Source organism: Ruegeria sp. ABD4_443 (assembly GCF_056160865.1).
Window position 1 is genome coordinate 286563 of sequence record NZ_JBSWYA010000002.1, and the last position, 17772, is coordinate 304334.

At 55.7% G+C, this 17772-nt stretch carries 20 protein-coding genes; 11 read left to right on the forward strand and 9 right to left on the reverse strand.

Features of this window, described 5'->3' with window-relative positions:
* The first annotated feature begins 33 nt into the window (after window positions 1-33).
* The 9 genes from ACXAG8_RS05490 to ACXAG8_RS05530 all read left to right on the forward strand — a co-directional run bounded on the left by ACXAG8_RS05490 (window position 34) and on the right by ACXAG8_RS05530 (window position 7047).
* Window positions 34-504 (forward strand): Rrf2 family transcriptional regulator, encoded by a 471-nt coding sequence (locus ACXAG8_RS05490; protein WP_475222756.1) that lies wholly within the window; start codon window positions 34-36, stop codon window positions 502-504.
* A complete protein-coding gene (locus ACXAG8_RS05495) occupies window positions 501-1163 on the forward strand; it encodes a Crp/Fnr family transcriptional regulator (RefSeq protein WP_475222757.1) in 663 nt (220 codons plus the stop codon). The genes ACXAG8_RS05490 and ACXAG8_RS05495 overlap by 4 nt, the downstream gene beginning before the upstream one ends.
* 91 nt (window positions 1164-1254) lie before the next feature.
* Complete coding sequence (locus ACXAG8_RS05500; protein WP_475222758.1) at window positions 1255-1467, forward strand: YgaP family membrane protein; 213 nt, start codon at window positions 1255-1257, stop codon at window positions 1465-1467.
* Between the two features lie 4 nt (window positions 1468-1471).
* Window positions 1472-1903, forward strand: a complete 432-nt coding sequence (locus ACXAG8_RS05505; protein ID WP_475222759.1) for a YeeE/YedE family protein — start codon at window positions 1472-1474, stop codon at window positions 1901-1903.
* Between the two features lies 1 nt (window position 1904).
* Window positions 1905-2333 carry a DUF6691 family protein gene (locus ACXAG8_RS05510; protein ID WP_475222760.1) on the forward strand — a complete coding sequence of 143 codons (429 nt, stop codon included), beginning with the start codon at window positions 1905-1907 and terminating at the stop codon, window positions 2331-2333.
* A gap of 30 nt (window positions 2334-2363) precedes the next feature.
* Complete coding sequence (locus tag ACXAG8_RS05515) at window positions 2364-3245, forward strand: MBL fold metallo-hydrolase (protein WP_475222761.1); 882 nt, start codon at window positions 2364-2366, stop codon at window positions 3243-3245.
* Window positions 3246-3256: 11 nt separating this feature from the next.
* The gene (locus tag ACXAG8_RS05520) at window positions 3257-4936 is read left to right on the forward strand and encodes a bifunctional protein tyrosine phosphatase family protein/NAD(P)/FAD-dependent oxidoreductase (RefSeq protein WP_475222762.1); all 1680 of its coding nucleotides are present in this window, start codon (window positions 3257-3259) and stop codon (window positions 4934-4936) included.
* A gap of 106 nt (window positions 4937-5042) precedes the next feature.
* Window positions 5043-6776, forward strand: coding sequence for a SulP family inorganic anion transporter (locus ACXAG8_RS05525; protein ID WP_475222763.1), 1734 nt, complete (start codon window positions 5043-5045; stop codon window positions 6774-6776).
* Between the two features lie 100 nt (window positions 6777-6876).
* Window positions 6877-7047, forward strand: coding sequence for a DUF2798 domain-containing protein (locus tag ACXAG8_RS05530; protein ID WP_475223109.1), 171 nt, complete (start codon window positions 6877-6879; stop codon window positions 7045-7047).
* Between the two features lie 391 nt (window positions 7048-7438).
* Here the strand turns inward: ACXAG8_RS05530 and ACXAG8_RS05535 are convergent, their stop codons facing one another.
* Both ACXAG8_RS05535 and ACXAG8_RS05540 read right to left on the reverse strand, forming a co-directional pair.
* Window positions 7439-8068, reverse strand: a complete 630-nt coding sequence (locus ACXAG8_RS05535) for a LysE family translocator (protein ID WP_475222764.1) — start codon at window positions 8066-8068, stop codon at window positions 7439-7441.
* Window positions 8069-8084: 16 nt separating this feature from the next.
* A complete protein-coding gene (locus tag ACXAG8_RS05540) occupies window positions 8085-8363 on the reverse strand; it encodes a hypothetical protein (protein ID WP_475222765.1) in 279 nt (92 codons plus the stop codon).
* 231 nt (window positions 8364-8594) lie between these two features.
* Between ACXAG8_RS05540 and ACXAG8_RS05545 the strand changes: the two genes are divergently transcribed.
* Complete coding sequence (locus ACXAG8_RS05545) at window positions 8595-9392, forward strand: MBL fold metallo-hydrolase (RefSeq protein ID WP_475222766.1); 798 nt, start codon at window positions 8595-8597, stop codon at window positions 9390-9392.
* 2 nt (window positions 9393-9394) lie between these two features.
* Entirely contained in the window at window positions 9395-10336 is a 942-nt protein-coding gene (locus ACXAG8_RS05550) for an MBL fold metallo-hydrolase (RefSeq protein WP_475223110.1), read from the forward strand.
* Window position 10337: 1 nt separating this feature from the next.
* On the opposite strand, the gene ACXAG8_RS05555 is transcribed toward ACXAG8_RS05550, so the two are convergent.
* The 7 genes from ACXAG8_RS05555 to soxC all read right to left on the reverse strand — a co-directional run bounded on the left by ACXAG8_RS05555 (window position 10338) and on the right by soxC (window position 17766).
* Complete coding sequence (locus ACXAG8_RS05555; protein WP_475222767.1) at window positions 10338-11396, reverse strand: YeeE/YedE family protein; 1059 nt, start codon at window positions 11394-11396, stop codon at window positions 10338-10340.
* Window positions 11397-11454: 58 nt separating this feature from the next.
* Window positions 11455-12678, reverse strand: coding sequence for a 5-aminolevulinate synthase (gene hemA, locus ACXAG8_RS05560; protein WP_475222768.1), 1224 nt, complete (start codon window positions 12676-12678; stop codon window positions 11455-11457).
* Window position 12679: 1 nt separating this feature from the next.
* Complete coding sequence (locus ACXAG8_RS05565; protein ID WP_475199430.1) at window positions 12680-13114, reverse strand: DUF302 domain-containing protein; 435 nt, start codon at window positions 13112-13114, stop codon at window positions 12680-12682.
* An 80-nt stretch (window positions 13115-13194) separates the two neighbouring features.
* A complete protein-coding gene (locus ACXAG8_RS05570) occupies window positions 13195-14457 on the reverse strand; it encodes an FCSD flavin-binding domain-containing protein (RefSeq protein WP_475222769.1) in 1263 nt (420 codons plus the stop codon).
* Window positions 14458-14481: 24 nt separating this feature from the next.
* A complete protein-coding gene (locus tag ACXAG8_RS05575) occupies window positions 14482-15192 on the reverse strand; it encodes a c-type cytochrome (RefSeq protein ID WP_475222771.1) in 711 nt (236 codons plus the stop codon).
* 2 nt (window positions 15193-15194) lie between these two features.
* A complete protein-coding gene (locus ACXAG8_RS05580; protein WP_475222772.1) occupies window positions 15195-16520 on the reverse strand; it encodes a c-type cytochrome in 1326 nt (441 codons plus the stop codon).
* A complete protein-coding gene (gene soxC, locus ACXAG8_RS05585; RefSeq protein ID WP_475222773.1) occupies window positions 16504-17766 on the reverse strand; it encodes a sulfite dehydrogenase in 1263 nt (420 codons plus the stop codon). The genes ACXAG8_RS05580 and soxC overlap by 17 nt, the downstream gene beginning before the upstream one ends.
* Between the last annotated feature and the right edge of the window lie 6 nt (window positions 17767-17772).

The following is a 17772-nucleotide window of genomic DNA, read 5'->3' on the forward strand; positions in this document are numbered from 1 at the left end:
ATTTACAATATAAGTTGGGCGTGAGGAGAGACCATGAAACTGACGTCTTATACGAATTTTGCCCTGCGGTCCTTGCAACTGGCGGCCCTCAAATCCCCCGAACTGATCCGGGTTGATGATGTCGTCCGCGTCCACGGGTTGGCCCGGCCGCATATCGTCAAAATCGTGCATGAACTGGGCCTTGCGGGCTATGTCGTCACGCAGCGGGGCCGCAATGGCGGATTCCGTCTGGGTAAGCCTGCCGAAGAGATTGTGATCGGCGATGTCGTGCGCTTGACGGAAGGTCCGCTGGACCTTGTCGAGTGCTTCAATACAGAAAAAAACACCTGTCCGTTGATCGGTGTCTGTAGACTGTCTCGCGCTCTACAAAAAGCGACACGGGCCTTCATGGATGTTCTGGATGATCTGACGCTCGCCGATATTGCGGCGAACCGGGACGACCTGTTGGGGCGCATTGCACCGCTTGAGGAGGGCATCGTCGCACCGATGCGTAAAGCACGATGATCGCCGATTGGACCGAGCGGTTTCAAGGCACTGCCGCCTTGCCGCGTCCTGTACGGGATCGGTTGTTGAAGGTCGCGCGCACCATCGAAATGCCAAAGGGAGCACTGGTTTTTGGTCCGACGAACATACCAGACAGCTTTTTCTTTTTGTACGATGGCCGCATCCGTGTCTCGCAAAGCTCTGATACGGGCCGAGATATCGTGCTCTACCGAGTAGATGCGGGTGAAAGCTGTGTTTTGACGACCGCCTGCATGTTGGCCGAAGAGGCCTACAACGCGGAAGGCATCGCGGAGACTGATATCACCGCCATCGTTCTGCCAAAGCTCGCGTTTGACAGGCTGGTGGCCGAAGAAGAAGCGTTTCGCAAATTCGTCTTTGCGGCCTATTCCCGGCGTTTGATTGACTTGCTACGCGTCGTAGATGACGTCGCCTTTGGACATATGGATGTGCGCTTGGCGGAGCGGCTTTTGGCTTTGTCGGGCGATTTCAAAGAGATTGCGGCCACACATCAGCAGCTGGCCAGTGAACTGGGCACAGCGCGCGAGGTCATCAGCCGCATCCTGCAGGATTTCCAGAAGCGTGAGATGATCGCGCAATCGCGTGGCCGTATTGCTTTACTGGATAAACCGGCCCTGAAAGAGCTCGCCGCCTCAGCCTGATATTCAGCTTTCTGCATGTTAAGTGACAATGTCACTGAAGTGGAAAAAACAAAGTTATATCTGTTCTTCAAGTTTTAGATTGGAGAACACGATGACCAGCAATGTCGGAACCATTGACCGAATCCTCCGCGCCGTACTTGGCGTTGGGTTGCTCTACCTAGCCTTTCTGAGCGGATTGCCCGCTTTTGATGGTGCCATCCTGAAATATGGCGCAGCGATTGTCGGGGCCGTGATGCTGATCGTTGCAGCAACCCGCGTGTGCCCGATCTACTCGATCTTCGGCTTCAAGACCTGCCGGGCCTAAGACCATGGAAACGGCGTTTACACCTTTCGCGTCCCTGGGGGGCGGCCTGCTCATTGGCCTCGGGGCGGTTCTGCTGATGCTCGGCCTGGGACGAATCTTTGGGGCCACTGGGATCTTGTCTGGTGCAGTATTCGTCGAAAGCCGGGATGAGATGACATGGCGCTTGGCCTTGATCCTAGGTATGATCCTCGCCCCTGGGCTGATCTTTGCGATCACGGGCGCGATGCCCGCGCTGACGGTCCCGGTTAGCCCCGCGATGCTCATTGTCGGCGGCGTTATTGTTGGCCTTGGCGCAAGCCTGGGATCCGGCTGCACCTCCGGTCATGGGGTCTGCGGCCTATCGCGGCTGTCGCTCCGTTCGCTCGTCGCTGTACCGACTTTCATGGCGACCGCCACCATTACGGTTTTCCTGATCCATCACGTGTTCGGAGCCTGAGATGAAGCACCTTTTTTCACTTCTGACAGGCCTTGTCTTTGGCACAGGCATCGCGATCTCTGGCATGATGGACCCGGCCAAAGTTCTGAACTTCTTTGATATCGCTGGGACATGGGACCCCAGTCTGATGTTTGTCATGGGCGGTGCGTTGATCGTGACTATTGTCGGGTATCGGCTGGTTTGGCGTCGCTCCACACCGCTGTTTGAACAGCGCTTTCAAGTACCAACTTCGACGCTCATCGACACCAAGCTCATCGGCGGATCGGCCCTGTTTGGCATCGGATGGGGCATCGCGGGCTTTTGCCCAGGCGCTGCCATCCCCGCACTCGGGACAGGCCGATGGGAAGTCGCCCTTTTTCTGATTGCCGTGACAGCAGGTTTCTATGTCCGCCGTCTGCTTCCCGCCGCGCCAGACAAGGCCGCTACCTAGACACTAGACTTTGCTTTTGGAGGAAACAGTATGACTTACCCCGTCAATATGGACATCAAGCCAGACGTTCAGGCCTTCTTTGATGAAGCCACGAACACGATCAGCTACATTGTGAAAGACCCGTCTTCGAACGCCTGCGCCATTGTCGATAGCGTTATGGACATCGACTATGCAGCCGGGCGGATCACCTATGATCATGCAGATGAGCTGATCCGCCAGATCGAGGTGCAGGGCTTGAAGCTGGAATGGATCATTGAGACCCATGTCCATGCCGACCACCTGAGCGCGGCCCCGTACATTCAAGACAAGCTGGGCGGCAAGATTGGCATCGGATCCAAGATCATGGTGGTGCAGGATACCTTCGGCAAAGTCTTCAACGAAGGCACCGAGTTCCAGCGCGACGGATCCCAATTTGATGCGCTGTTTGAAGACGGTGATACCTATCAGATTGGCAATATGCAGGCTTTTGCGATGTACACGCCCGGCCACACGCCCGCGTGTATGGTGCATGTGATGGGCGACGCGGCCTTTGTGGGCGATACCCTGTTTATGCCTGATGGCGGCTCGGCCCGCGCAGACTTCCCCGGTGGGGACGCGGCGGAGCTCTATGACAGCATCCAGAAAGTCCTGGCGCTGCCGGATGAGACACGGCTGTTCATGTGCCACGACTACGGCCCCAATGGCCGCGATATTCAGTGGGAGACCACTGTCGGCGATGAGAAAGCGCACAACATCCACGTGGGCGGCGGCAAGACAAAGGAAGAGTTCGTTAAGTTCCGCACCGAACGCGATGCGCAGCTGGATATGCCAAAGCTGATCATCCCGTCCTTGCAAGTGAACATGCGCGCGGGCGAGGTGCCGACCGACAAGGACGGCTACCCGATGCTCAAAGTGCCCGTAAACGGACTGTGAGGAGCAGACAGATGGATATCAAGAAAATCACAGACAAAACCTCTGTCACTCCACAGATCACAGCTGAGGATATGGCCGCGATCAAGGATGCGGGTTTCCGCGCCATTATTTGCAATCGCCCAGACGGCGAAGGGGCGGATCAGCCAAGTTTCGAAGAAATTGAGGCGGCTGCAAACGCCGCTGGGATCAAAGCTGCTTATGTTCCGGTGCAATCGGGGATGGTGCAGGACGCAGATGTCGATGCGTTTGGTACAGCGCTTACCGATCTGCCACGCCCGGTGTTGGCTTATTGCCGGACAGGCACGCGGTCGGCAACACTTTGGTCCTTTCATGAAAGTAAGAAGCGGCCCATGCACGAAATCCTCGCGGCGACCAAAGCTGCAGGCTATGACATGAACGGCGTGGCCAGACGGATTGCGAATGGGGGCAAAACCCCAACGGATACCGGCGATGCCCAGTATAATGTGGTGATCGTCGGCGGCGGTGCGGGCGGTGTATCTGTGGCCGCCAGCCTGCAGTCCCGCAAAGCAAACCTGTCGATTGCCATCATCGACCCTGCGGACATTCACTACTACCAGCCTGGCTGGACGATGGTCGGCGGCGGCATCTTTGAGGCGTCTGATACCGCCAAGACCATGGGCTCGCTCATTCCGCGTGGCGTGAAATGGATCAAGTCAGCGGTGGCTGCGTTTGAGCCTGAGAACAACGCAGTCATCCTCGATGGGTGTCGGGTCGTGAAATATGACCGTCTGGTCGTATGCCCTGGTCTAAAGCTTGATTGGGAAGCCGTCGAAGGTCTCGAAGAAACGCTCGGGCGCAATGGCGTGACTTCAAACTACCGCTACGATCTTGCGCCCTACACATGGCAATTAGTGCAAGAGTTGAAAGAAGGCCGCGCGCTGTTCACCCAGCCGCCGATGCCCATCAAGTGCGCCGGTGCTCCGCAGAAGGCGATGTATCTGTCTGGCGATGCCTGGTTCCGCAACGGGGCGCTTAAAGACATCGACATTCAGTTCATGAATGCAGGCGGTGTGCTGTTCGGCGTGAAAGACTATGTGCCCGCGCTGGAGAAATACATCGACAAATACGATGCCACCTTGCACTTCTTCCATAATCTGGTGGCCGTGGATGGCCCGGCCAAGACGGCGACGTTCAGGATCGCCAAGCCGGACACGGACCCCGAAACCGTCACGGTTGAGTTCGACATGATGCATGTCTGCCCGCCACAGGTCGCCCCCGACTTCATCCGCGTGTCACCTCTAGCAGATGCGGCAGGCTGGGTTGATGTCGATCAGGCCACGCTGCGCCACAAGAGCTTCGACAACATCTGGTCGCTTGGCGACGTGATGAATGCGCCAAACGCCAAAACGGCCGCAGCGGCGCGCAAGCAGGCACCCACGGTCGCAGACAACATCGTGGCCGATATCGCGGGCCGCTCACCCACAGCTGCCTATGACGGTTACGGGTCCTGCCCGCTGACCGTCGAACGGGGTAAGATCGTTCTGGCGGAGTTTGGCTATGGCGGTGTGCTTAAGCCCAGCTTCCCATCCTTCCTTCTGGACGGAACAAAGCCGACACGATTGGCCTGGTTCCTGAAGGAAAAGATGCTGCCGCCGATCTATTGGAAAGCCATGCTGAAGGGCAAGGAATGGATGGCCAAGCCTGAAAAACTCAAAGTTGCGGCGGAGTAAGCCTTGATGACCTGACGCGTGCACGTCCCCTCCCTTTTGCGTGCCTCTGGCGGGTGAGCTCATGCGCGAACAGATGAGCTCACCCACCCCTCTTTTGGATAATACCATGACCCAACTTCTACGCCGCTACATGCCGGTCTTTGACTGGGGGCGCACCTACAACCGCAAAGCGTTTTCCAACGATATGATTGCGGCGGTAATCGTCACGATCATGTTGATCCCGCAAAGCCTCGCCTATGCACTTTTGGCAGGTCTGCCGCCCGAGGCAGGGATATATGCCTCAATCGCGCCCATCGTGCTCTATGCACTTTTTGGCACCAGCCGCTCTTTGGCGGTTGGGCCGGTCGCTGTTGTCTCGCTGCTGACGGCTTCGGCCATCGGTCAGGTCGCAGAACAAGGCACAGCGGGTTATGCGATTGCGGCGCTCACGCTAGCCTTTCTGTCGGGCGGTTTTCTTGTCCTGATGGGCGTATTCCGGCTGGGGTTTATGGCGAATTTCCTCAGCCATCCGGTAATTGCGGGGTTCATCACCGCCTCGGGCATTCTGATCGCGACCAGCCAGTTGAAACACATTCTTGGCGTCTCGGCGCATGGGCATACGCTGCCAGAAATACTGTTGGCCATCGCGGCCCATCTGAACGAGGTGAACTGGATCACTGTCATCATTGGCGTGACGGCCACGGCGTTCTTGTTTTGGGTTCGCAAGGGGCTGAAACCAATGCTAACGCGGCTCGGGGCCTCAGCGACGATGGCTGATATTGCAACCAAGGCGGGACCTGTTGTTGCCGTGGTTGGCACGACTGTCGCGGTTTGGGCATTCGATCTGGCGGGGCAAGGGGTGAAGATCGTGGGCGAAGTCCCACAAAGCTTGCCCCCACTGACGTTGCCTGGGTTCTCTCCGGACCTTTTGCAAGCCCTTCTGGTACCTGCGATCCTGATTTCGATCATCGGGTTTGTAGAATCCGTGTCTGTTGCCCAAACCCTTGCTGCGAAGAAACGCCAACGCATCGATCCCGATCAGGAGTTGATCGGTTTGGGTGCGGCGAACCTTGGGGCAGCCTTCACAGGCGGTTATCCGGTCACCGGCGGCTTCGCGCGGTCTGTCGTCAACTTCGACGCAGGCGCAGAAACCCCGGCCGCCGGGGCCTTCACAGCCATTGGCCTGGCAATTGCAGCAGTCTCTCTTACACCGCTGGTCTATTTCCTGCCAAACGCAACGCTCGCGGCGACAATCATCGTGGCGGTACTATCACTGGTCGACCTGTCGATCCTGAAGAAAACATGGGCCTACAGCCGCGCCGATTTTACGGCCGTGGCCGCGACCATCGTGCTGACCCTAACGCTCGGCGTGGAAGTTGGTGTTGCGGCGGGGGTGATTACGTCCGTCCTGCTGCACCTTTACAAAACATCAAGACCCCACGTGGCTGAAGTCGGTCGTGTCCCCGGCAGTGAGCACTTTCGCAACATTTTGCGCCACGAGGTCGAGACCGACCCGCGCGTGCTGTGTTTACGGGTGGACGAGAGCCTCTATTTCGTCAACGCGCGCTTTCTAGAAGATCTGATCCAGTCCCGCGTGATCGAAGGCTGCAGCATTGCACACGTCGTCCTGATGTTCTCTGCGGTTAATGAGGTGGATTATTCCGCCCTAGAAAGCCTGGAGGCGGTGAACGCGCGCCTTAAGGAAATTGATGTCGGCTTGCATCTGTCCGAGGTCAAAGGCCCCGTGATGGATCGTTTGAAGCGGTCGCACCTGATCGATGATCTCAACGGCCAGATATTCCTGTCACAGAACGACGCATGGACTACCCTGGCAGATCACCCGCGCGCCGCAGCAGAGTAGAGCTCAGCTCATGACAAAATCATACGGAGACTCATTTATGCGCCCGTTCGTCCCACGCAAACTTGAGCATATCGCCTTCGGCTTTCTTTTGTCCTGCTTCATGTCGCTTCTGATTTCTGGTGTGGCAACATTTTTGGCGGTCGGCTTCGCACCAGGTTTTGTAATAAGTTGGCTATCCGCATGGCTATCATCCTGGGCCATTGCATTTCCTACAGTCCTCATTGTCGCACCTATAGTACGACGTATCCTGCATCGGTTCGTTGTAACGTAAGGTGCTTGATAAAGGGCGAGAGAGTGGCACTTTGCAAGAAGCAAGGCTGTGTGCATATATGGTTTATTGGCCCCTCAGTCCGCGTCCTTCTTGATTAAACTGGTTGCGGCGAAAACTTGGGTTCGGTTTGGGTGAGAAAGCCCTACTCGAATGGCAGGTCTGGTGACATGCGCTGCACAGCGGCGATTTGGTTGCCTCAATCGCGAAGAATTGCTGCGTCAGCAATAGCCGCGCTTGCACACGTCCGCTTCGTCCCGCCCAGAGGACATTCACTGAATTTACCCTAACCGCAGCACGGAGCCCCCAGTGACCGAAGCTGCACGATCGACCGACGGCGGCTATGCGGGACAGAGCTGCCATTGCGGGTTGTTTGGCGAATGCCCGCTCTCGGTTATTGGCGCGAGATTGATTTCAACCCGAGAAGCAAAGCTGCGCCAATCATAAAGCCACCGCCGATCCTTTCGATCCAGACCCGTGCGCTGCCCTTGAACCGTTTGACAATCCAACTCGACCCGAGGCCATAGGCAGACAGAAATAGCCCGTCCATGACGATGTAAGTTGCGGACAATATCAGAAACTGGGGCCAGAAAGCGGCATCGCTCGTAATGAATTGTGGGAAGAGCGCCGCGAAGAAAACAACGGCCTTCGGGTTTGCTGCGGACGTCAGGAAGCCTTGGAGCCATAGCGTTCGCAGCGATGCTCTCTTCTGTTCTGAAAGCTCGGCTGTTTCATCCGGTTTGGCGCGTCGGATCATGCGGATACCCAACCAGATCAGATATGCAACCCCTGCCCACTTGATGACAGTCAGGGCTGTCGCAGAGGCCGCGATAATCGCGGCTAGCCCCAGACCCGCCGCCAGCATCTGTAAGGCGTTTGCTGAAAGGTCGCCTGCGGCGGTCGACAACGAACGTTGGAAACCATGAACGCCACTATTGGTAAGCATCAACAACTGGCTTGGTCCAGGCGTGCTCATCAAAGCCAGCACTGTCAAAACATACAAAGTCCAAGTTTCAATTGGCATACGCTGGTCTCCTCATTCACTGCAGGCTTGAGTTTGAACGAAAATTCACCCAGTTGGGAAGCGCTTTCGCACCGCGCGTTTGGGCATAACGGTCATTGGTGCGTGGCGCAGCATCCGTCACTTTGGGCTCTAAGCCATCACTCGAAGAGTTTGGACGAATGGCCACTGTGGGGACAAAGAAGACATCGCGCGAAGAGCAAATCACATAGCACATGACGCCTATACACATCACCAAGGCAAGGCGAATGACAGTCCAGGCTGATTTTGAGTTTGTTGAATGGCGGCCTTCATTCATCGAGTAAATCCTTCGGAAGCCCCTGCCCGACTCAACTCTAGTTCTCCTGAAAAGACTCCACCTTACGTCATTTACAAATCATTACATTCATCTTATTGATTGTTAATGGGTCGAAATGTGTTTTCACGGCGCAATTTTTTGCGCGGTGCCGCTTGTATAACAGCGGTTGGAGCGAAATCCAAAATCGCTTGGGCAGAGCTACAACTCGGTTCATCGGCTCGGATTGCAACCATGTCAGACGGGTACCTGTCATTGCCTCCGGAAATGGTCTTCGGCGCCATGCCGAAGGAAGAACTTAGGCAGCTTCTAGACAGCTACAAGGTGGACACGACCAAGTACGAGCCAGAGTGCAACGTGGCGCTTTATCGAGATGATAAAAACACGGTGTTGTTTGATGTCGGAGCTGGACCCGATTTCATGCCCTCCTCCGGTAAACTTCTGGAATCTCTTGAAACCATCGACTTGTCGCCCGAAGACATATCGCACGTGATCTTCACCCATGCGCACCCGGATCACATCTGGGGCGTTTTGGATGATTTCGATGACCTTCTTTTCCCCAACGCCACGCATCACTTTGGCCGCAATGAGTGGGATTATTGGTGGAACCCATCAACGGTGGATACCATTGGAGAAGATCGCGCTGCGTTCGCTGTAGGCGCGAAGCGGCGTATGGCGGCAATTGAGGATCAGGTCGCGTTTTTTGACGACGGACAAGAGATTCTTCCCGGTGTTGCAGCACGCGCAAGCTTTGGACACACGCCCGGCCACATGGCGTTCGAAATTCGCAACGGTGGTGAGTCCGTGATGATTGTCGGCGACGCGTTGGGAAATCCACACGTTGCTTTTGAACGCCCCGACTGGCACAGCGGCACGGATCAGGATCCACAGGCGGCCGCAGCAGCTCGGAACTCACTGCTGGATCAGATTTCCCACGAGCAAATGAAAATAATTGGTTTCCACTTGCCAAATGGTGGGATCGGCCGGGTCGCGAAGACTGGCTCTGCTTATAAGTTCATTGGAGAACCATAATGATGCGATCGCTGGCGATTGTCTTGGCCCTAGCCACACCGGCTTGGGCAAGCGAGGATATTGCAGACCAATACCCGCAAAGTGTGCTGTATTCCAAACCGGTCGAATATATCCCCGGCGTCTATTCTGCCATTGGCGCAACCGCCCCGCCGACCTACGAAAACTCTGGTCACAACAACAATCTCAGCTTCATAGTTACCGGAGAGGGCGTGGTCGTCATAAACGGTGGCGCGGCTTATTTGCTTGCCGAAGCACTTCACCAGGAAATTAAGGCGATCACGGATCAGCCGGTTAAGCTTGTCTTCAACGAGAATGGCCAGGGGCACGCGATGCTTGGCAACGCCTACTGGTCAGAGCTCGGCGTTCCAATTATCGCCCATTCGGATGCTGCGGCTGAATTCGAGGAATACGGCCCTCAGATCCTTGAAGGGATGCAACGGTACAATCAGGACAAGGCAGAAAGAACTTTTTTGGCGGGCCCAACCGAGACATTCGAGGATGAATACGTTGTTGAAATGGGTGATTTCCGGATTGAGGCCAAATATCTCGGGCCGGCCCATAGTCCGGGCGATATCTCGATTTGGCTGCCGAACCAAAGCCTTGTCATCGCGGGTGACATGGCGTTTCACGAGCGAATGCTGCCGATCTTTCAAGAGACTTATACAGCTGATTGGCTTGAAACGTGGGACAACGAGTTCGAAGCTTTGGGAGCCACATATGTCATCCCCGGCCACGGTCATCCGACAAACATGGATCAGGTGCGCCGCTATACACGCGATTACCTGATCTATCTGCGCGGCAAGATCCAAGAGCATATGGATGCTGGCGGCAATCTGGCAGAGGCTTACTATGTCGATCAGTCACCGTATGCCCATTTGGACACGTTTGAGGAACTGGCGACAAAAAATGCCGGGCGGGTCTTTGAGCAGATGGAATTCGAATAACTCAAGACGTTTGAGGAACAGGAATTCGGCGCATTAACCTATGCGCGCTGATCGCTCCAACCCACATGAAGAAAACGGCAAGCCATGCCGTCAATGACAGGGCGGACCCTCCTGAAAGCCCTGCACCCACTGCGCAACCTCCGGCCAGCATAGCTCCAAACCCCATGAGGACAGCTCCAACAAGGTAGCGCTCCATCGGAGTATCCGGGCCAAAACGTTCGATCTTCCACTCCCCTGCAGTTAGGGCCGAGCCTGCGGCACCAATTGCTACGCCTGGAACAAGGCCGATACCGAAGGACAACACGACGTTTCGCTCGGCAACCAACGCCATCAGTGTATCCGTAGCCGGTCCGGTGAACGTGACTGACGAAACAGGCACGACTTCAAATGATGCTTGCGCGATGGCAAATGTCATTAACCAGCCAAGCGCCACCGACACGCCAACTCCTGCGGCTGTTACGATCCTGATTGGCGCGACTCTCCGGTGGAATGCGAATGCTATTGCCGACACCAATCCCAACGCTGCAACGGCTGTATAAGCCACTGGCGAAAATCCAAGTATTTCTGAAAGGTCTCTCGAGGCGCCACCTGAGACAGTCCAGATCCCGGAAAGCAATTCGCGGGCGGTACTAAGAACGCCCGTGTAAGCAGCCTGAGCCACTAAGGTTAAAACCAATCCCGTAATAAGGGCGCGCAGATTACCGCAGGAGGCCAATACCAACAGGCGCGATGCACACCCACGCGCCAGAACCATACCAACGCCGAACATCGCTCCGCCAAGTATTGCGCCGCTGAGGCTGCCCGTCGACGCAATCGCGCGTGTCTCGGAAAGGTCTAACCACTCAAACGCGACAAACGCCTGCACTAAGGTGAGCGCTGCGGTGAAAGCGATCAGCCAGACAGCCAGGCGAGGACCAAGCTCGCCTTCGGCGACTTCGATGGTCGACGCTCTCAAACAAAAATGAGACTTCTGGGCCGTCACGCCGAACAAGATACCGACAAACGCACCGGCAAATGCCAAAGCGCCAGGGTCTCCCAACAAATCGATGAGCCTTTCCATCAACAGAGACTCTCACTTGGTTGCTTGCGCGTCCTTGTCTTCGGTCAAGTTGTCATTGTCATTGAGCGGCCATTGGCCTGCGCGCCAATTGGCATTGCGTCCATAGCTCACCCAAGGCAGACACCAGTCGATCCACGTCGTCGGTGGAATGCACTGGGGAAGGTGTAATCCGTAGACGTTCCGTTCCCTTGGGGACGGTTGGATAGTTGATCGGCTGGATGTAAATTCCATAGTCACGCATCAGCACGTCAGAGATGAAGCGACACTTGACCGGATCGCCGACCATGACCGGAATTATGTGACTTGGGTTCGGTGTATGCGGAATGCCCAGACCGTCCAGCCTTTCTCGCACCTCGCGCACGCGCTGCTGGTGCAAATGTCGTTCCGAATTGCTTTGCTTCAGGTGCCGAACCGAAGCGGCAGCTCCTGCGGCCACGGCGGGAGGCAATGCAGTGGTGAAGATAAAACCACTGGCAAAGGATCGGACAAAATCCACCAGCTCTTTCGACGCCGCGATGTATCCACCAACTACGCCGAACGCCTTGCCCAATGTCCCCTCAATGACGGTTAGCCGATCCATCAGGCCTTCGCGCTCAGCTATGCCTCCGCCGCGCGGCCCATAAAGCCCAACCGCGTGAACCTCATCCAAATAGGTCATCGCGCCATAGCGATCCGCCAGATCACAGATCTCGGCAATTGGTGCAATGTCGCCATCCATGGAATAGACGCTCTCAAACGCAATGAGCTTCGGTGCATTGGCAGGCAGTTCAGCAAGGTGCCTTTCAAGGTCCGCCACGTCGTTGTGTTTCCAGATACGCTTCTGGCACCGACTGTGGCGAATGCCCTCGATCATCGAGGCATGGTTCAACTCGTCAGACAAGACAGTGATGCCAGGAATGCGAGACGCCAAGGTTCCCAAGGCAGCCCAGTTCGAGACGTACCCGGAGGTGAACAGCAACGCAGCGTCCTTGCCGTGTAAGTCAGCAAGCTCCTGCTCGAGCAAAACATGCTGGTGGGTGGTTCCAGAGATATTCCGCGTTCCGCCTGCCCCGGCACCACACTCATCGATCACCATGTGCATTGCTGCAATAACACTGGGGTGCTGACCCATCCCCAGATAATCATTAGAGCACCATACAGTGACTTTCTCGGGACTATTTTCCACGTAGCTACGCGCTGTCGGGAACGCGCCACACTGCCTTTCGAGATCCGCAAAGACCCGGTAGTTCCCTTCCTCCTGAAGCTGGTCGAGTTGACCACGAAAAAACTGCTGGTAGTTCATTTCAGTTCCCAACGGCTTCTTCTACGATCCCGGACAACAGAGTCTGAACCGTTTGCATTGGGCCATCAGGATAGCTTCGGTATCCAACCATCACGCCATCGTCGCCTTCGGCTACAAAAATCCCATACGGGCAGAAGCCAATATTCATCGGGTCTGCTTCCATCACTTCACGCGAGATTTTTGCCGAGCAGAAGATGAAGATGTCTGCAGCTGCAAATATCTGTTTGTCGCTGCCGACATCAGCGCCTGTTCGATTCAACATGTCGCCGACGTGGCTTACATAGTCGATGACCAGTCCCTGTCCCACAATCGCGGACTCGACGGCGAATGTTGCATCATCAAAACTGCCGTCGAAGGGTACAGTGATGATCTCTTCTGCAAGCCCTTGGCTCGCCAGAACAGTGGAAAACGCGGCTGCGGCAATAAAGTGTTTCATGGTTTTAGTCCTCCTCCTGAACCGCATTTTCTCAGATTGATCATCGGGGTCTTTGACACCGGTCAAAGCCCCCGATTGCCTCAACCAAACATGTCCGACGTGATACCGGCGTACCAACCAAGAGACTCTTCGTAAGTTGCTTTCCTGAGGTCGGCATCTTCTCCGGTCTGGCTAATAAAGCCGTCAACTTTGGCAATCTTCTCAGGTGTCGCCTCGTAGGTTGCGCCAACCTTAACGCCATCATTGGTATCGATCAGCGACCAACATGTGTTCGAGAACTTGGCCGGGAAGACTTTAGACCCGGTCAACGCACCTCGTACCGCATTCGCACATACTTTCGCCTGGCTGTTTGCCGAAAAACCGGATTTCGGCATGTCACCCTGCTGGCTGGCATCTCCAAGAACGTAAACGTCCGGATCGGCTTTGGAAGACATGTCCGCAGCGTTTACTGGTGCCCAGTTGCCGTCGGTCACTCCCGCCATTTCCGCAATGCGGCCTGCTTTCATCGCTGGGATCACATTACAGACATCGACTTTTGTCTCTTCGCCGTCGATAGTCACCGTCATTGCATCCGGATTCACGGATACAATGCCACCGCCGAAATCTTCGCCGATCCAGTCGACCATTCCTTCGTAGTTGTTTCCCCAGCCTTCTTGGAACAAAGCCATTTTCGAGAATTTCGGCTTTGGATCAGCTACAATGATCTTTGCTGTTGGGTTGTTTGCCTTCAGCACATGCGCCACCATTGAAACCCGTTCATACGGCCCGGGCGGGCAACGGTACGGGTTAGGAGGAGCGACCATCGCGAAGGTACCGCCTTCGGGCATCGCCATGATCTGCGCTTTCAAAAGCTCTGTCTGAGAACCAGCTTTGTAAGCATGCGGCATCTTATTTTGGGCCGAGAGGTCCCAGCCCTCTACCGCACCATCAACAAAGTCGATACCCGGGCTAAGGATCAGCTTGTCATAAGGAACTGATCCGCCACCTGCCAAGGACACCGTCTTAGCATCGCGGTCGACCCCAGTGGCCCAATCATGCACGACGTTGATACCGTAGTTCGCGGCAAGCGTGCCATAGCTGTGGGCGATGTCCGATAGCTCCTGAAAACCTCCCAAATAAAGGTTGGAGAAGAAACAGGTGTAGTAGGTCCGAGACGGCTCGATCAGCGTCACGTCAATCTCACCTTTGCTGTCCTTCGCTATGTAACGCGCGGCGGTCGCACCGCCCGCACCGCCGCCGACAACCACTACACGGGGCTTGCCTTGAGCCAGCACCATCGGAGCAGATAGCCCAGCGGCCAATACCCCGGCAGCTCCAAGAAATACTCGTCTATTGAGTGTCATCGCGTTTCCTCCCCTTAGACACTGTCACTCTGGATTATTGAAGTATGCGGCCAATGCAGCGATTTCGTCATTGCTCAGCCGCCCGGCGATCATTTGCATGACCGGATGTGGCCGCTGTTTGTCCTTGTAAGCGTGCATGGCGACCACAAAGTCCTCGTCAGGCCAATACACAATCGAAGGAATGCCCTCATCGCCTCCCTCAATCTGGTGACATGTTGTACATTCGCTGCTGAGATATGCGCCGTACTCAGGATCTCCCTGTATCGCCAGGATCGCAGGATCGATCGAATGATCCGTGCCTTTCGCGGTTGGATCCGCTTCCGGGATATCACGGGGATTGTCTGAAAACCCCCGCAAATACGCGATCACGTTGGCTCGGTCTTTCGGGTCTTTCAATCCACGAAAACTCATCCTCGTGCCTGACGCAAATGCACGTGGGTTTTCGATGTAGGCGGACAGAGTGTCAGCATGCCATTCCAGACCCGAATTACCCGCGCGCACAAGACTCTTGGAATATTTGAACCCCTCGAGACCTGCAGCTTTCCGACCAAAAACACCGTTTAGATGCGGGCCTATTTTGTTCTCTGCTCCTTCGCCAACCTGATGGCAGCCTTTGCATTTGGCGAACACTTTTTTTCCGGCTTCGGCGTCGCCGAGGCCCTCGGTGGCGTGGGTCGATGGGGCAACAGCAACCACAACCGCCGCGCAGGTCAAAAAAATGTTCAACCAACGCATGATCAGCTTCCGAACGACTTGAGGTAAACGATCACGGCTTCAATATCGTCTGGTTTCTTAAGCCCAGCAAAGGACATGCGTGTGCCCTTCATGTAGTCCTTGGGTTTTGCCAAGAAGGCCGCCATTTCTTCTTCGGTCCAAACAAGACCAGCCTCGGCAGCCGTTTTCATAGCTTTGGAGTATTTGAATCCTTCAACCGACCCTGCGTTGGCCCCAATAACCCCGTTCAGCGCCGGCCCCGTACTGTCCTTTGCACCATCACCAACCTGATGGCAGGATTTACATTTCTTGAAGACCTTCTCACCGGCTGCGAATAGTTCCGTAGTCTGGTCAGCCTCATCGGTTTCTTGAACAGCCGGTGTTGCGGCGGCTTCTTCCTCAGGCTTTGGTGCTGCGGCCGGAATGAACGAGGGCCCCTCCGCCGTGAACGTCGGCAACTCGTCCGCGCTGGCTTCGTTCATGACCGAATTCGAACCGCCTTCTGGTGGCGTCTCAACCAGAAATACAGAGCGCATAGTAACAGCGGCTTCTGTTTTGCAGTTCTCCATACAGGGCTCTTTTCGCCATTCTGCGTACTCAGTTTCAGGTCGCGTATCGACGACAAACCCATCCTTGTTGTGCATCTCGAATTCGGCGAAGTTTTCATTGCTGAGAACGAAATCGTCATCCACCAGGTCATTGGAATAAAGGATATAGGCGACTATCGCGTAGGTCTCATCCGCCGTAAGCGTACCCGCTTCACCAAATGGCATTGAGCGGGAAATATAGTCCCAAGCGGTCGACAAATGCGGCCAATAAGACCCGACGGTTTTTACAGGATCCTCGTCGGCAAGCGTGTCGAATCCACCGGCCAGAACAGGCCAATTGTCGGCGCCTTCGGCAAACTCGCCGTGACAGGACGCACACCGGTCGACAAACACTTCTTCTCCAGTCCAGACATCTCCTGATCCAACCGGCAAGCCACGCCCGTCGGGCAAGATGTCAACGTCCCAGGCAGCGATCTCTTCCTCCAATGCAGGACGTCCAAGCCCAATAGTACCGTCGCGACTGGGCGCTGGTGCAGTTAGGTTTGCACCATTTGCAACCCGCTCCGCGGCGGCCGCTTGGATTTCTTCGACTTTAGTCTCGAGTTCAGCCGCTCGACTGGCCTCCGCTTGCGCGTTTTCCAGAGCTGATGCTGCATGCGCTTCAACCTGACCTATCCGGGTTTCCAAAGTGTCTATCTTCGACTGGCCGTAGTTCCGATTGGCAAATACCAACGCTGCCGCAAGCACCAAGGCCGTGCCACCAAATACGGGCAGGAAAACATGACTAAGAGACTTCGACATTCTCAGCGATCCCTTCTGCGCTCACGTACCAAGTTTGGATACAGTTGTTGTGGTAGACCGCGTTTTCTCCGCGCTTTTCGCGTAGCTGGTCTTTGGTTGGCTGCACATAGCCGGTCTCGTCTATCGCCCGGGCCTGTAACAACATTGGCGCTCCGTCCCAATTCGTGTCGAGATAGAAACGCGTCAAAGCCTTGCTGTCGCCCTGCTTGCCAAGACGCGCCGTCTCCCAGGTGATACCACCGTCCTTGGACACATCGACCCGTGTAATTTGCCCGTGGCCTGACCAGGCAAGCCCGGAAATGACCAATGGCCCAGGTCCGTGTTTGATGGGCATTTGCGGGCTGGGTGAAGTAATGACGGACTTTGCATCCATCACCCACGTCCATTTCTGGGCTGTGCCATCGGCGTAGACATCAGTGTATTTTGATGTTTCTTCGCGGCTTTCGACCGCCATATCGACGACCTCAATGCGGCGCAGCCACTTGACCCACATGTTGCCTTCCCAGCCAGGAACAACCAGTCGCACGGGGTAACCATGTTCCATGCGCAGTGCTTCACCATTTGCCTTGAAAGCCACCAACACGTCATCCAGTGCTTTTTCCATCGGGATGGAGCGGCCATTGGATGACGCATCTGCGCCCTCAACATAGACCCATTTGTCTGGTGAGATATCGGCACCCGCTTCCTGCAACAGCGTACGCAGTGGAACACCGGTGTATTCCATGTTGTGAATCATACCGTGCGTAAATTGGACGCCATTGAGTTGCGCACCCGCCCACTCCATACCGGTATTTGCCGCACATTCGCAGAAATACACATGGTTTTCGCGCGGGAAACGCTCAATGTCGTCGTAAGTAAACACAAGCGGACGATCGACCAGCCCGTTGATCATCAGGCGATAGTCTTCTTTGCGCAGCTCAATCGCGCCCGAATGATGACGCTCAAAAGCGCATCCTTGCGGAGTGATCGTGCCATCAAGCGCGTGGATCGGCGTGAAATTGATCGACGAAATCGGAGAGGCGGTCAGCCATTCCACATTGCGGCGCACGACATGGGATTCAAAGCTGATTGGCATGCCATAAGGTGACTCATCGACACCGGCGCCCGTGTAAGACGCCCAATCTTGAAGCTCTGTTATAAGTGGGTCGAGCGTGTCTGCTGCTGCCGCACCCGCGACTGACCCTGCGGCGACCGCAGCACTGCCTTTCAGGAAGGCCCGGCGGGACGGTTTGAACGCGTCATCCATATCTCT